This window comes from Vibrio tubiashii ATCC 19109 (genome assembly GCF_000772105.1).
GTDB lineage: Bacteria > Pseudomonadota > Gammaproteobacteria > Enterobacterales > Vibrionaceae > Vibrio > Vibrio tubiashii.
In genome coordinates this window covers 2,906,508-2,921,429 of record NZ_CP009354.1, presented here as the reverse complement: position 1 = coordinate 2,921,429, position 14,922 = coordinate 2,906,508, and the positions used below count along the sequence as shown (strand labels likewise).

The following is a 14,922-nucleotide window of genomic DNA, read 5'->3' as shown; positions in this document are numbered from 1 at the left end:
GTCGATGTCATGCAACAGTTAGTATTTGTTTATGGCACATTGCGTCAGAGGCAAAGTAATCATCACTTGTTAACGCATTCAGAATGGTTAGGGAAATATGCGACGCCACCCATTTACAGCCTTTATGATCTTGGCGCTTATCCAGCCGTAGTAGATGGGCATAGCGTGATTTATGGTGAAGTCTATCGGGTTGATGACCCGACTTTGCGCCAGTTAGACCTACTGGAAGATGTGCCAATAACCTATCGTCGCGAGCAAATCGACACGCCTTTTGGCTTAGCTTGGATGTATATTTATCAGCAAGCACACCAACTAGAGTCGTTAATTTCCTCCGGTGATTGGTGCCAAAAGGTGTAATACTTACCGATAGCGAATGGGTAACTTGACTAAGGAGAGAGCGATGAAATTACAATTTGTTCTAGTGGCATTAATGTTAGCCGGATGTGCCACGCAACCACCTCCCTTAAGCAATATCGAAGGTGACTGGTCAGATTATGGTAAACAACGTGCCGAGCAAGGCTTTTTGAAACAGTCAGAAACGAAACTCGCCGAGCTAGATAAAGGTGGTGTTTTTAGCCAAGAACTGTATCTCGCATACTCTAATGGCTATGAGCAAGGCAGGGTTGAGTACTGCAACCAAAGTGCTTATATGCTAGGTGTTAAAGGTAAGCCTTACTTAGGAATCTGCCAACGCATCGACCCTTTCTTCCAGCAAGATTATATGTCAGGGCGCCACTCAACCGCTGGTTCAGCCTTTTAAACGTAAAAGAGTCGCGATTAAGCGACTCTTTTGTTTCAGCGTTTGAAGATTAGTTTTCTTCGCGATTCAGCTCTAAAAACTCTTCGACTTGCTTAACCATGTTTTTCGAACCAACAAAGAATGGCACACGTTGGTGCAATTCTGTTGGTTTGATATCCATAATACGCTGAACACCATCAGATGCGACACCACCTGCTTGTTCGATGATGTAAGCCATAGGGTTACATTCGTATAGCAGGCGTAGCTTACCATTTGGATGGCTTTCTGTGCTTGGGTAGAGGTAGATCCCCCCTTTCAGCAGGTTGCGGTGAAAGTCAGCCACCAAAGAACCAATGTAACGTGAAGTGTATGGACGGTTATCACTTGGTGCACTTTCCTGACAGTACTTGATGTACTTCTTCACACCCATAGGGAAGCGAATGTAGTTACCTTCGTTGATCGAGTAGATGCTACCGTCTTCTGGAATCATCATATTTTCGTGCGATAGACAGAAGGTACCTAATGAAGGATCGTAAGTGAAGCCGTTAACACCATTACCTGTTGTGTATACCAACATGGTTGAAGAGCCGTAAATGACATAGCCAGCGGCAACTTGCTTGTGACCAGGCTGAAGAAAATCTTCTTCTGTTGGTGGCGTACCGATTGGTGATACACGGCGATAGATGGAGAAAATAGTACCCACAGAAACGTTAACGTCGATGTTAGAAGAACCATCCAGTGGATCCATTAACACCACGTATTTTGCGTTTTTGTTGAGTTCTTTATTAAACGCTACCGCCTCGTCTTCTTCTTCACTGGCAACACCACATACTTGATCTCGGGCTTCAAGAGCGGCCTTAAATTTGTCGTTCGCGTAGACATCGAGCTTTTGCTGATCTTCACCTTGAACGTTTGCAGTACCAACGGCACCAGTAATATCACCTAGACCGGCCGCGTTAATTTCGCGGTTAACAATTTTTGCAGCAAGGCGAATTGAAGAGAGTAGGGATGATAGATCACCGCTAGCGTGGGGGAAGTCCGCTTGTTTTTCAACAATGAACTCGCCAAGGGTGCGCATTCCAGACATGGTTTTTCCTTTAAAAGTCGCTCATAGATAGGGGGAATGGGATGTCTCGTTCTCTAACGGAGCTTTTATGACTACCCGAGATAAGTGTAAAAGTTAGATCTTTTTATTGGTAATGAACTAACTGTCTTAGATCTCAAATTTTTTAGTAAACTTTCAACAGTTTTCACAGCGATGAGAGCTCAGAGAGCGAACAAAGCGTAATCAGTGAGTCAATTCTCTGTCTAAAGTAGTTCGCTTTTTGCCGTATTGTCGCCATAATGAGTGCAATATTTTCCGCTTAGAACAAGGCTTTTCTATGCATATTCATATACTGGGGATCTGTGGCACTTTTATGGGTGGTGCAGCTGTATTAGCGCGTCAGCTAGGACATAAAGTCACGGGATGTGATGCCAATGTTTATCCGCCCATGAGTACTCTACTCGAATCTCAAGGTATTGAAATTATAGAAGGCTTTGACCCGTCACAACTCGACCCAGCACCAGACTTAGTGGTGATTGGTAATGCGATGAGCCGCGGCAACCCATGTGTCGAATATGTACTGAATAATAACCTGCGTTACACCTCTGGTCCGCAGTGGTTACAAGAGTTCTTACTTCATGACCGTTGGGTATTAGCGGTGTCTGGTACTCATGGAAAAACCACAACGTCCAGTATGTTGGCGTGGATCTTAGAAGACTGTGGCTATAAGCCGGGCTTCTTAGTCGGTGGTGTACTGGGTAACTTCGGTCTCTCAGCCCGTCTTGGTGAAAGCATGTTCTTTGTCGTTGAAGCTGATGAATATGACAGTGCTTTTTTCGATAAGCGTTCTAAGTTTGTCCACTACCACCCTCGCACCTTGGTCATGAACAACCTGGAGTTCGATCATGCTGACATCTTTGACGATCTTGAAGCGATAAAACGTCAGTTTCATCATCTTGTTCGCACAGTGCCGGGCAATGGACGCATTTTTGCACCGAAACAAGATGGTGCGCTACAAGATGTACTTGAGCGCGGCTGTTGGAGCGAAACCGAGTTTAGTGGTGAGCAAGGTGACTGGCAGGCGGAGAAAATAAACATTGATGGTTCGCAGTTCAAAGTACTGTTCCAAGGTGAGCAAGTGGGTATTGTGAGTTGGAACCTAGTTGGTGATCACAATGTAGATAACGCTTTGATGGCGATAGCAGCAGCGCGTCATGTCGGGGTCACCCCAGACCTAGCTTGTGAATCTCTAGCCAAATTCATCAATACCAAACGCCGCTTGGAGCTCAAAGGTGAGGTCAATGGCATCACGGTTTACGACGATTTTGCCCATCATCCGACCGCGATTGAACTGACGCTCGGTGGATTACGTAACAAGGTCGGCGATAGCAAAATTATCGCAGTACTCGAACCGCGCAGCGCTACAATGAAGCGAGGTGTACACAAGGATACGTTGGCCGCGTCGTTACAAAAAGCCGATCAAGTGTTCTTATATCAACCCGACTCGATTGATTGGTCGGTGGAAGATATTGCAGAACAATGTGATCAACCTGCGCGAACCTCAGATAATGTCGATGAGCTAGTGGAGCAAATTGTTGCTAGTGCTAGTTCAGGTGACCAGATTCTGGTTATGAGCAATGGCGGGTTCGAAGGTATTCACAATAAGCTTCTGGCAAAGCTAGAGCAATAGTGTAGTTTTTTAATATGATTAAACAACAAAAAGCCATCACCTTAGCCTTTACCGGTGCCTCTGGTGCTCCTTATGGTTTACGCCTTTTAGAGTGCCTTCTGGCTGCTGATTACCAAGTCTATCTGCTTGTTTCATCCGCTGCGAGAGTGGTGCTTGCAACTGAACATGACCTTAAACTGCCAGCTAATCCTGATTCGGCTAAGCAAACTTTGGTTGAGCATCTCAATTGCGACCCAGACAAGCTGGTTGTATGCGGTAAAGACGATTGGTTCTCTCCGGTAGCATCAGGCTCTGCTGCGCCGAAACAGATGGTCGTCTGTCCTTGTTCTGCAGGAAGTGTTGCGGCGATCGCTCACGGTATGTCTGATAACCTGATTGAACGTGCTGCAGACGTGGTGATGAAAGAGCGCGGCCAACTGCTGCTAGTGGTTCGTGAGACCCCATTCTCTACCCTGCATCTAGAGAATATGCACAAGTTGTCACAAATGGGCGTAACCATCATGCCTGCTGCGCCAGGTTTTTATCATCAACCCAAATCGATAGAGGATCTGGTTGATTTTATGGTCGCGCGTATTCTTGATCATCTAGGAATAGATCAAGGATTGGTCCCTCGCTGGGGCTACGACTCTCGTCAGAGCTGATATGTGAACGGCGCTAGCTATTGAGTCACATAACTATTACAATTCGACCGTTACTCATCGGGGAGCTATTGACCTAATTTATGTTAGCGTCAGCTGAGATCGAGCTATCGCTTGGGACCCGTGTACCTGAACCAGATAATGCTGGCGTAGGAATTGAGTTTGGATTTGAACTCCGCTTCTCAAGCCTGTGCCGCTCAGACAAGGAGAGAGCGAGCAGTGAAAAACACTCTAAGCACCATTTCAATTAGTACCCTAGCGTTAGCAACGCTGGCGACATTCTCAGCGACAGCCACAGAAAACAGTTTAACCGTTTATACCTACGACTCTTTTGCCGCCGATTGGGGCCCAGGTCCTGTTGTAGAAAAAGCGTTTGAAGCGCATTGTGGTTGTGATGTTAATTTCGTCGCGTTGGATGATGGTGTTTCTATCCTTAACCGTCTACGTTTAGAAGGTGACAACAGCAAAGCGGATATCATTTTAGGCTTAGACAACAACCTAATAGCGGAAGCGAAAAAGACAGGTTTGTTGGCTGAACATAGCGTAGACACTAGCAAGGTTTCATTGCCAAATGGGTGGGCAGACAAAACTTTCGTTCCTTATGATTTCGGCTACTTTGCGTTTGTTTACAACAAAGAGAAGCTAGCTAACCCACCAAAAAGCTTGAAAGAGCTGGTGGAGTCTCGCGATGATCTGAAAGTGATCTATCAAGATCCACGTACTTCAACACCAGGGCAAGGTCTGATGCTGTGGATGAAGTCTGTTTACGGAGATGACGTGACTCAGGCTTGGCAAAATCTAGCCAAGAAAACCGTAACTGTGACTAAAGGTTGGTCTGAAGCGTATTCAATGTTCCTCGAAGGTGAGTCTGATCTGGTTCTCTCTTACACCACGTCACCTGCCTATCACTTGATTGCCGAAAGTGACAACAAGTATGCAGCCGCTGATTTTACCGAAGGTCACTACACTCAAGTGGAAGTGGCTGCGAAGGTAAAAGCGTCTAAAAATCAAAAGCTAGCCGATGAGTTTATGAACTTTATTCTTAGTGATGAGTTCCAATCAGCGATGCCAACAGGTAACTGGATGTACCCAGTCACAGACGTTGCACTGCCTGAAGGTTTTGAAACCCTAACTCTTCCAAGCAAGGCTCTGACCTTTAGCGCCGACGAAGTGGCCGAAAATCGTAAATCTTGGATTCGCGAATGGCAAAGTGCGCTGACATTCTAAGAGGCTCTTTTGCGTAATACCCCAAAAATTGGCTTATGGGTCGCGATATTCATCGCGACCTTTGTCGTTTCTGCTCTTGGTGCTTTACTGGTTAACGCGCCATCGCTAGATATCAGTCAGGTGTGGAGTGATCCATACTATCGACATGTCACCAAATTCAGTTTCTATCAGTCTTTTCTCTCTACTTTGCTCAGTGTTGGTTTTGCCATCCCAGTCGCGCATGCGTTATCTCGCCGTCGATTTAGGGGTAAATCCCTGTTACTCAAACTGTTTGCTACCACACTGGTGTTGCCTGTCTTAGTCGGGGTGTTTGGCCTTCTTGCCATTTATGGCAATAGTGGTTTGATTGCTGAATTGTTCAAAAGCCTAGACAGCAAGTTGCCGTTCTCAATATATGGGCTGAATGGGATTTTGTTGGCGCATGTGTTTTTTAATCTTCCTTATGCGACCCGATTGCTGCTGCAGGCATTAGACTCTATTCCACAAGAGCAGCATAAACTGTGCGCCCATCTTGGCATGGGACACAGGGATAAATTTCGCTGGATTGAGTGGCCGCGTCTACGACAGCAATTACCTCATGTCAGTGGCTTGGTGTTCATGCTCTGCTTTACCAGTTTTGCAACCGTAATGGCACTCGGTGGTGGGCCTAAATCAACCACGATTGAGTTGGCCATCTATCAAGCCATTAAGTTTGATTTCGATCTCCAAGCTGGCGCGCTATTGGCTATCTGGCAAATGATGCTGTGTGGTGTGATGGCGCTGACCATTCAACGTTTAGCAAAACCGATTTCAGTCACCTCTGGCTCGCAGACTCAGATTATTTACTTGTCTAAAGACTCGTTTGTTTCTAAGTGTTGGGATTGGGGATGGATAGCCTTTTCAATGCTGCTGGTGCTACCTCCGTTACTGATGGTGCTGCTCAGTGGTCTTAACAGTCACGCGGTTTATGTTTTCACCGATGAGCGCTTTTGGCAGGCGCTATGGGCGTCCGTGAAAGTGGCGACCATGGCAAGTGTGATAGCGGTGATTGCTGGCATTGCCATCTTGTTAACCAGCCGGAGATTGCGCCTTAACTATCGTGAGAAGAGTGCGGATCATATTGAGTTGATTGGCACCATTATTCTTGTCACACCCGGTCTCGTGATTTCCACCGGACTGTTTCTATTGCTGCGCTCATTTACGGATGTATTTAGCTTAGCGCTAGTGGTTGTCGTAGCCGTGAACGCGTTAATGGGTCTGCCATATGTGATTAAAACGCTCTCTCAGCCAATGCTGCATGTTGAGCAGCAGTATCAATATGTTTGTGCCAGTTTAGGCATGAAAGGTTGGAATCGTTTTAAAGTGGTTGAGTGGAAGGCGCTGAAAAAGCCGATGGCTCATGCCTTTGCGATCAGTTTTATGTTTGCGATTGGTGATTTAAGTGCGATTGCACTGTTTGGTAGTCAGGAATTTCGCACCTTGCCACTTTACCTATTCCAACTGCTCGGTAGTTACCAAATGGAATCTGCCGCAGTAGTCTCTGTAACTCTATTGTTCTTGAGCGTCGGCTGTTTCACGCTCATTGAAACCTTATTAAAAGCCAACTCGAAGGTGAATCATGCTGACCTTAAGTAATGTCGATTACTACTATCACAATGAACTGTTTCACTTTGATACTTCGATTTCACCGCAGTCGATTGTTGCCCTGATGGGGCCAAGTGGCGCAGGTAAATCGACATTATTGGCTTTGGTAGCGGGTTTTATTGAGCCGACCGAGGGAGCGATTGAGGTTGAAGGCAGCAATATTGTTGGTAAAGAGCCACATCAACGCCCATTCGCTATGCTGTTTCAAGAGCATAACCTATTTGCTCATTTAACCGTGCGTCAGAATATAGGGCTTGGCTTGCACCCTGGCTTAAAGCTCACTTCCGATCAGCAGGCGCTAGTAGAGCAAGCCGCGCAGCAAGTCGGGGTTGAAGCTTATCTTGATCGATTACCAGAGCAACTTTCCGGTGGTCAGCGTCAACGTGTTGCGTTAGCACGCTGTTTTGTTCAACCGCATAAGATATGGCTGCTCGATGAACCTTTCTCTGCCCTTGATCCTATTCTGCGCGAAGAGATGCTTAACTTGGTAAGCAAGTTAGCTGAAGAGAGGAAAATTACTGTAGTCATGGTGACGCACCATATCAGCGACGCCAAGGCAATTGCCTCTGATTTTATCTTTGTCTCCAATGGCCGAGTCGAAGTCGCGGATAACATTGAACAACTGTCATCGAGTCATGCTAACCAAGCGCTAAGTGATTTTGTTCGTGCGGGGGAGTAGGAGAGGGAACGGACTTCGCCCTATGGAGCGCTTCGCTGCTGGAAAACTAGTCTGACAAGCCAGCGTATCCCGCACCCCGTTTCCGTAGCAAGGCGTTCCAAACAAAAAGGGTTGACGTTCGCACGTCAACCCTCAAAATTCTCCAGCTCTCCAGCTCTCCAGCTCTCCAGCTCTCCAGCTCTCCAGCTCTCCAGCTCTCCAGCTCTCCAGCTCTCCAGCTCTCCAGCTCTCCAGCTCTCCGGCTTAAATCTCTTCTTCGTTTAGCTCTTTTAGCACTTGGAAGATTTCGCGGAATGCTTTTGCAGGCTTACCTGCTTTTTTCTCTTTTGCTGCCTGACGAGCAAGCTGGCGTAAGCGTTGACGATCGGCTGCTGGGTAAAGCTCCATAACATCACCGATTGCGCTATCGCCTTCTTCTACCACGCGGTCACGAAGCTGCTCAAGCTTATGAAGCTCGGCGGTCGCTTGCGAATGCTTGTTACGTACTTTATCCAGTGCTGCTTGCAGTGGTTCAGTCTCTTCGAAACGCATCAGCTTGCCGATGTACTGAAGTTGACGGCGGCGAGCTTCGTTCTTGAAACGTTGCGCGTCCTTAATTGCCTCTGCAAGGTCTTCGCTTAAGGGAAATTTTTCTAGCACGGACGGCTTCAAGCTCGCGAGTTCTTCACCTAGCTTTTGTAGCTCTTCCATGTCGCGTTTCAATTCGGTCTTACTGACCCAAATGATCTCTTCTTCCTCTTCCCATGGCGCTTTTTGATTCTTACGTGCCATTTTTCTGCCTTAATTTGAACATCTATTTCTCTATTTTAACAAGAATCGTGGGGAGAAAGCGAAATTCTTGTTATTCTAAAGGCAATTGATCTTAAGAAATAAAGAAAATATGGACGTAAGACAGCAAGTTGCTCAACAGCGAGTTGAGTTAGAAGCGGCAGTAGCTAAAGCTCTAGAGATGGCAGCAGAGAAATCAGATGCCGCCGAAGTCGCGATCAGCAAGACCACGGGCCTGAGCGTTTCGACTCGTATGTGCGAAGTGGAGAACGTTGAATTTAACAGTGATGGCGCGCTTGGGATTACCGTTTACCGTAATCAGCGCAAAGGCAGTGCATCCACTTCCGATCTGAGTGACAAAGCGATCCAACAAACTGTTCTTGCGGCACTCGATATTGCGCAATACACCTCTGAAGATCCTTATGCTGGTCCTGCTCCAAAAGAGCTAATGGTGCAAGAGGTACCTGATCTAGACCTATTCCACCCTGATACGCCAGATCCAGATTATGCCGCGAAAGTAGCGATTGCAGCCGAGCAACAGGCTCTTTCTTACAGCGATAAGATCAAACAAAGTGATGGCGCGAGTTACGATAGCCATTATGGTTTGAAGGTCTATGGTAATAGCCATGGACTGCTCGCTAGCTATGCTTCTAGCCGTCATAGCACGAGCTGCTGTGTGATTGGTCAGGGCAACAATGGTGAAATGGAGCGTGATTACAGCTACACAGTGGCGCGCCATAAAGATGAGCTTTGGACGCCAGAAACTGTCGGTCAGAAGGCTGCGGAGAAGACCGTTAGTCGTCTGGATGCGCAGAAGCTAAAAACAGGTCAATATCCAGTGATGTTTGCGGCTGATGTAGCCACTGGCCTACTTGGTCACCTAGTGATGGCGATCAGTGGCGGTAACCTTTACCGTAAATCTTCTTTCTTGCTTGATCACCTAGGTAAGCAAGTACTGCCTGAGTGGTTTAATGTTTCAGAACGCCCGCATGTGTTGCGTGGTCTTGCATCAAGCCCATTTGATAGTGAAGGAGTCTTTACCCAAGACCGCGAGATCATTACTGATGGTGTTCTTGCTACTTACCTGCTTACTAGCTACGCGGCGCGTAAAATGGATATGACGCCTACAGGTCACGCGGGTGGTATCCATAACTGGTTTGTGAAATCGACAGGTCAGAACTTTGAGCAAATGTTGAAAGAGCTAGGTACTGGCTTGCTTGTAACAGAAGTGATGGGCCAAGGCGTTAATGTCGTGACTGGCGATTACTCTCGTGGTGCTGCAGGTTTTTGGGTAGAGAACGGTGAAATTCAGTTCCCAGTGTCTGAAATTACCATCGCAAGCAACCTCAAAGATATGTTTAATCAGATTGTTGCAGTTGGCAACGATGTAGAGACTCGCTCGCAGATCCAAACAGGCTCAATCCTGCTTGAATCAATGAAGGTTGCGGGGGAGTAAACAAGGAGCGGACTACGTCCTAAGGATAGCTAGACCGCTTCGCTGCTGGAGAACTAGACTTGACTCTTTTATCGATGTCTTGAAGTTTTAGCCCTCCAGCTCTCCAGCTCTCCAGCTCTCCAAAACGAAAGGGTTGGCAAAAATGCCAACCCTTTAAAGTATCAGCCGAATCCCGAATCCCGAATCCCTTTTATTCCTCAAACAACTCTGTATGCAGCTTCTGAATTGCTTGTTTTGAGACTGACTCGTCAACTAAGAAACAGAGGTTGTGTGGGCTCGCACCGTAGCAGATCATACGCAGGTTGAAATCTTCTAAAGTGCTGAATACTTGCTTTGCATAGCCTTTACTCTCGCTCATATTGTTACCAATCAGAGCAACCAAGCATAGGTTGTGTTCTACTTCGACCGTACATAACTCTTCTAGCTCAATTCTTGCGGCTTCTGGAAGTTGAGGTGCGCCGCCAGCAGTGTCTGTTTGATCCAGAGTGAGCGACACACTGATCTCTGAAGTGGTAATCAAGTCGACCGAGATTTTGTGTTTAGCAAGAATCTCAAACACTTTGGCGAGGAAGCCGTAGGCATGGAACATGTTAGCGCTGCGCAGTGTTACCATAGTTTGGTTACAACGCAGAGCCAGAGCGCGGAATAGTGGTGAGCTTTCTACCTGATGACGAATCCAAGTGCCGCCTTTCTGTGGCTCTTTCGATGATCCGACAAATACAGGAATATCGTGGCGTAGGGCAGGAAGAAGCGTCGATGGGTGGAGAATTTTAGCGCCAAAGTTCGCCATTTCTGACGCTTCACTAAAACTAATTTCAGGAATTGGAGAAGCTTTAGGAGCAATGCGTGGATCTGTGGTGTAAATACCAGGAACGTCTGTCCAAATCTCAAGTCCAGAAGCTTCTACGGCTTCGGCGATTAGGGCTGCACTGTAATCACTACCACCACGACCTAAAGTAGTGGTGTTGCCTTCGGCGTCAGAACCGATAAAGCCTTGAGTAATCACTACTGCATCTTGGCACAGTGGCACCAGTGATTGCTGAGCAAGCTCGCTGATCTGGTCTAGGTGTGGCTCTGCTTTACCGAAATTGTTGTCGGTGCGCAGAATGTCACGAATATCAAAACGTACTGCGCTGATACCGCGCTCTTTCATCAATTGGGTAAGTAGGTGAGTCGACATCAGCTCACCACATGCGACTAGGTGGTCTGTTAGTTTGTGGCTTGCTTGGATCGATGCCGCTTCCGCAAGGCTAGTCACTGTGTCGAGAATCTCGTAAACATCGCTCGCTGCTTGGGTTCCATCTTCAAGCTGTTCGAGTACCGCATCATGAATTTGCGCCAGTTTAGTCAGAATCTCACTACGACGGACTTGGTCTTGTACGCCATTCGCGAGCTCAACCAGCAGGTTAGTGACACCTGAGCAAGCGCTACTCACGACGAGTTTTGTATTTGGATTGCTTTCAATAATTGCAGCACAACGGCTCATTGCCTCAAAGTTAGCAACGCTTGTTCCACCAAATTTAGCTACATTAAAACTGCTCACAGCATTTCTCCCACGACTTCCTAAAATAAAAACTTTTGGTAGCTATACCAACATCCAGTGTTTTGCTTTGATGAAGAGAGTTGAGCGAAAGAGAGGGGGGTCTTTTATATGTATGACTTTCCTCAGAAGCTCATCATCAGACTGGGCTGATGACAGTTGTAGGGATTCAACCCTAGCAACCGACAGATCCAAACCGACACTTCGGATCTACCTCGGCACTACTCCCCCTCAATGTGTTGTATCGGATTTGTGGCTCCACAACACGTCTACCTGGGCAGTGCTCCTCTTCTGCAAAATAATTTGCTATGTGGCATAAATATTCGCCACATATCCGCATTGAACGTTTTTCTGTGAACTATGTCAATGAGAATTTGTAACTTTATGCCTTTTTATAATTAACAAACTTGTGACACTGGTTTGACCTCAATACTTTGGGCTAATTGCTGCCAACAAAGAATTGAATTAAGGTGGGTTTAAGGAAGTAAAGATAGAACAAAAATTATAGTGATATTAAAAAGGAGCTGCCAATGACGATTCAAAGTTTTATCCCCCCTCACCGTATTCTTATGGGACCTGGGCCTTCAGATATATCTCCTCAAGTGTTGCAAGCTTTGAGTCGCCCGACGGTTGGTCACTTAGACCCGTTATTTGTTGGCATGATGGATGAGCTTAAATCGCTGCTCAAGTACGCTTTCCAAACTGATAATGAGTTTACCATTGCCGTTTCTGCGCCAGGGAGTGCAGGGATGGAGACTTGTTTCGTTAACCTGATTGAACCGGGTGAAAAGGTGATCGTTTGTCGCAATGGCGTGTTTGGCGAGCGTATGCGTGAAAATGTTGTACGTGCAGGCGGCATTGCCGAAGTTGTCGATGATGAGTGGGGCGCTCCCGTCTCTGTCGATAAAGTCGAGCAAGCGTTAAAAGATAACCCTGATGCAAAAATCCTAGCTTTTGTTCATGCTGAAACCTCGACGGGTGCGTGCAGTGATGCAGAGGCTTTGGGTAAGTTGGCGAAGCAATATGGCCTACTATCCATTGTGGATGCGGTGACTTCACTTGGTGGGGTACCGCTTAAGGTCGATGAATGGCAACTAGATGCGGTTTATTCAGGCAGTCAGAAGTGTCTTTCTTGTGTTCCGGGTCTTTCTCCGGTGACCTTTTCTCCGGCTGCGATAGAGAAAATTCAAGCACGTACCACACCAGTGCAAAGTTGGTTCCTAGATCAGAGTTTAGTACTTGGCTATTGGAGCGGTGAAGGAAAGCGTAGTTATCACCACACTGCACCCGTCAACAGCTTATATGCTCTGCATGAGTCTCTGTTGATTCTAAAAAATGAAGGGCTAGAAAATGCGTGGCAGCGACATCGAGACATGCATGAGAAACTCAAACAAGGCTTGGAGAAGCTAGGCTTTGAGTTCGTTGTCGAGCAGGGCTCTCGTTTACCTCAGCTCAACGCCATTTATGTTCCGCAAGGTATTGATGAAGCGAAAGTGAGAACTCACCTACTAGAGACTTACAATCTAGAAATTGGTGCTGGTTTAGGCGCTTTAGCCGGTAAAGCGTGGCGTATTGGCTTGATGGGTTACGGTGCTCGCGCTGAAAATGTTGCCTTATGCTTACGAGCACTCGAAGAGGCATTGACGCAATAGCAGTCTCAATAACATATCAATTAATAAGGCGACCTGATGGTCGCCTTAATTATATCTATAGACTCTAGTTAGTCTCTTTTTCACTGTCCGCCTTTAAGGCATCGATATTCGGTGGGATGTACTGCACCTCGGAGAAATCCTGCTCAGGGAATAGGAACTGCGCTTCGCTGCGAATTTGCTCCGCTTTAACACTGTCTCCCAGCCCTTGATAGGCCAAGATCAAATTGTTATAGAAAGCAGGACGAGGTTTATCTTTAATAATCTTCAGTGACCAATCTATGTATGGCTGGATAAACTGGGGATCTTGCTTGTATAAGCCAATATTGAGATAGGTGCTATAGATATCCCAATCGTATCTATCTTTCCAAACCACTGGATTGGTGACTTGGTTGAGTATGTCAGGATCTTTGGGCTGTGAGCGCTCAAACTGGGTAAGCACATAATTGGTATGTAAAGTGGTCAGCATATAAAAGCTTGTCACTATTGGTATGACTAAACTAGACACCCGTAGCGCCGTCTTGGAGATAATACTAAATGGTGCTTGGCGATAACTGCTCGCCCTTTGATCAACCCAGTAGAGCAGAATGACAAAGGTTATCCAGTGAATCGCTGAATGATAAAACGGATACTCAAGCTGACTGTGCAGAACGATGGGAACAAACAAGGCAAACATTGCCAAGCGTGTGCCTTTCTTCGCTTGATAAAGCCTAGCAAGAACAAAAAGCGCCGCGAGTATGATGGCGAGCAGGGGCAGTAAGCCACCTTCAACTCCCCAGTAGAGCAATTCGTTATGTGGATGGTCCATTGCCGCTAAACCAGGTTTATAACTCGGATTTAGCTGGTGTTGTCTCGCCGTGTACACCATATACTCTGGCTCAAATCGACCATAACCATAGCCGGTAAACGGCTTTTCGATCAGCATGTCGAGTGCTTGAGGAAAAGTATATCTTCTCGGGCTCTCTAGATTGCTCTTCTGTTCCACTAAAGAGTCATCTTGCCCGGTCATTAATGGGGTTGAAAAGCCTAGCCCAGTTCCCACAATTATGGCCACTATCCAACCGACAAAGCGTTTTTTGGTTGCAAATCTAAATACGTACGGAATCAAGAGGGCAATAGAAAGAACTGCGGCCAACCAACCTGTGCGCGAAGCCAATACAACCAACAGTGGTACAGTCGCAACGGGCATCAAATACAACAATGCCACTTCACTGACTTTACGTTGGTACTTAGTCGGATGACGGGTGAGTAAATAGCCAGATAGCGCTAATCCTGTGGCTAGAAAACTTGCCATCACATTGGGTTGCTGAAAGATGCCGTAAGGGCGGTTTGAGTCGGTGTTGTAGCCAAAGAAATTGCCCGGCTCTAAGGTCAAATACTGTACCCAGCCGAACATAGCTTCGATAAAGACCGCAATGGTGATAAACCAGAGTAGACGCTGCTTTTGTTTGTTGCTGAAGCGAAATTGCTGTAAGACAACAAACAGAATATAACCTGTCCAAAGACCAGTGAGTTTTCCTAACGATAGCTCAAGATTCGAACCTGAATAGAGCACGGGTAGGGTGAGCATTATACAGCACACAAACAAACCTATTGTGAGCTTGTTGTATCTTAAGCTGCCGTAGCTACCGAGTTGATATAAACCTATCGCAATAGAGAAACTCACCACAAGCCAAGTTGTGGGGTTAAAGGCTAATGCGAGGCCTGCGCCACCCGGATTGGGCATAAAAAAGTGCATCGCTAACAGGAAGAGTATCCCGATAGTGACTAAGAAAGGTCTGGTTAAAGGGATCTTTGGCGCCTTTAATTCAAGCTCTGTCCCTGCTACATGTGTGGTCGCCATAAATCTTGATACCTCAAACAAACAG

At 46.6% G+C, this 14,922-nt stretch carries 13 protein-coding genes and 2 riboswitches; of the genes, 9 read left to right on the top strand and 4 right to left on the bottom strand.

All coding sequences use genetic code 11. The features are described from left to right. Nucleotides 1–9: 9 nt before the first annotated feature. Nucleotides 10–357, top strand: coding sequence for a gamma-glutamylcyclotransferase family protein (locus tag IX91_RS13290; protein ID WP_004747158.1), 348 nt, complete (start codon nt 10–12; stop codon nt 355–357). Between the two features lie 43 nt (nt 358–400). Further along, on the top strand, nt 401–760 hold the full coding sequence (locus IX91_RS13285; RefSeq protein ID WP_004747160.1) for a DUF2799 domain-containing protein: 360 nt from the start codon (nt 401–403) through the stop codon (nt 758–760). A 49-nt stretch (nt 761–809) separates the two neighbouring features. Here the strand turns inward: IX91_RS13285 and fbp are convergent, their stop codons facing one another. Then, complete coding sequence (fbp, locus tag IX91_RS13280) at nt 810–1,826, bottom strand: class 1 fructose-bisphosphatase (protein WP_038197930.1); 1,017 nt, start codon at nt 1,824–1,826, stop codon at nt 810–812. A 295-nt stretch (nt 1,827–2,121) separates the two neighbouring features. Here fbp and mpl point away from each other — a divergent pair, with 295 nt between their 5' ends. The 5 genes from mpl to thiQ all read left to right on the top strand — a co-directional run bounded on the left by mpl (nt 2,122) and on the right by thiQ (nt 7,641). Beyond that, nucleotides 2,122–3,474: a UDP-N-acetylmuramate:L-alanyl-gamma-D-glutamyl-meso-diaminopimelate ligase gene (mpl, locus tag IX91_RS13275; RefSeq protein ID WP_004747163.1), complete on the top strand. Its 1,353-nt coding sequence runs from the start codon at nt 2,122–2,124 to the stop codon at nt 3,472–3,474. A 14-nt stretch (nt 3,475–3,488) separates the two neighbouring features. Continuing rightward, nucleotides 3,489–4,115 (top strand): flavin prenyltransferase UbiX, encoded by a 627-nt coding sequence (locus IX91_RS13270; RefSeq protein WP_004747165.1) that lies wholly within the window; start codon nt 3,489–3,491, stop codon nt 4,113–4,115. Nucleotides 4,116–4,163: 48 nt separating this feature from the next. After that, a riboswitch (TPP riboswitch) is annotated at nt 4,164–4,285 on the top strand. Nucleotides 4,286–4,352: 67 nt separating this feature from the next. Then, the gene (gene thiB / locus IX91_RS13265) at nt 4,353–5,339 is read left to right on the top strand and encodes a thiamine ABC transporter substrate binding subunit (RefSeq protein ID WP_408068357.1); all 987 of its coding nucleotides are present in this window, start codon (nt 4,353–4,355) and stop codon (nt 5,337–5,339) included. A gap of 9 nt (nt 5,340–5,348) precedes the next feature. Further along, nucleotides 5,349–6,953 carry a thiamine/thiamine pyrophosphate ABC transporter permease ThiP gene (gene thiP / locus IX91_RS13260; RefSeq protein ID WP_004747168.1) on the top strand — a complete coding sequence of 535 codons (1,605 nt, stop codon included), beginning with the start codon at nt 5,349–5,351 and terminating at the stop codon, nt 6,951–6,953. Continuing rightward, nucleotides 6,937–7,641, top strand: coding sequence for a thiamine ABC transporter ATP-binding protein (gene thiQ / locus IX91_RS13255; protein ID WP_004747171.1), 705 nt, complete (start codon nt 6,937–6,939; stop codon nt 7,639–7,641). The genes thiP and thiQ overlap by 17 nt, the downstream gene beginning before the upstream one ends. A gap of 243 nt (nt 7,642–7,884) precedes the next feature. On the opposite strand, the gene yjgA is transcribed toward thiQ, so the two are convergent. Further along, nucleotides 7,885–8,412: a ribosome biogenesis factor YjgA gene (gene yjgA, locus IX91_RS13250; RefSeq protein WP_004747172.1), complete on the bottom strand. Its 528-nt coding sequence runs from the start codon at nt 8,410–8,412 to the stop codon at nt 7,885–7,887. A 109-nt stretch (nt 8,413–8,521) separates the two neighbouring features. On the opposite strand from yjgA, the gene pmbA reads away from it, so the two are divergent. After that, nucleotides 8,522–9,865: a metalloprotease PmbA gene (gene pmbA, locus IX91_RS13245; RefSeq protein WP_004747175.1), complete on the top strand. Its 1,344-nt coding sequence runs from the start codon at nt 8,522–8,524 to the stop codon at nt 9,863–9,865. Nucleotides 9,866–10,055: 190 nt separating this feature from the next. Here pmbA and lysC read toward each other — a convergent pair whose 3' ends face one another. Further along, nucleotides 10,056–11,408, bottom strand: a complete 1,353-nt coding sequence (gene lysC, locus IX91_RS13240; RefSeq protein ID WP_004747177.1) for a lysine-sensitive aspartokinase 3 — start codon at nt 11,406–11,408, stop codon at nt 10,056–10,058. 118 nt (nt 11,409–11,526) lie between these two features. Next, a riboswitch (Lysine riboswitch) is annotated at nt 11,527–11,704 on the bottom strand. Nucleotides 11,705–11,935: 231 nt separating this feature from the next. Here lysC and IX91_RS13235 point away from each other — a divergent pair. Then, nucleotides 11,936–13,057: a pyridoxal-phosphate-dependent aminotransferase family protein gene (locus IX91_RS13235; RefSeq protein ID WP_004747178.1), complete on the top strand. Its 1,122-nt coding sequence runs from the start codon at nt 11,936–11,938 to the stop codon at nt 13,055–13,057. Between the two features lie 64 nt (nt 13,058–13,121). On the opposite strand, the gene IX91_RS13230 is transcribed toward IX91_RS13235, so the two are convergent. Beyond that, on the bottom strand, nt 13,122–14,897 hold the full coding sequence (locus IX91_RS13230; protein WP_004747179.1) for a PglL family O-oligosaccharyltransferase: 1,776 nt from the start codon (nt 14,895–14,897) through the stop codon (nt 13,122–13,124). Nucleotides 14,898–14,922 lie beyond the last annotated feature (25 nt).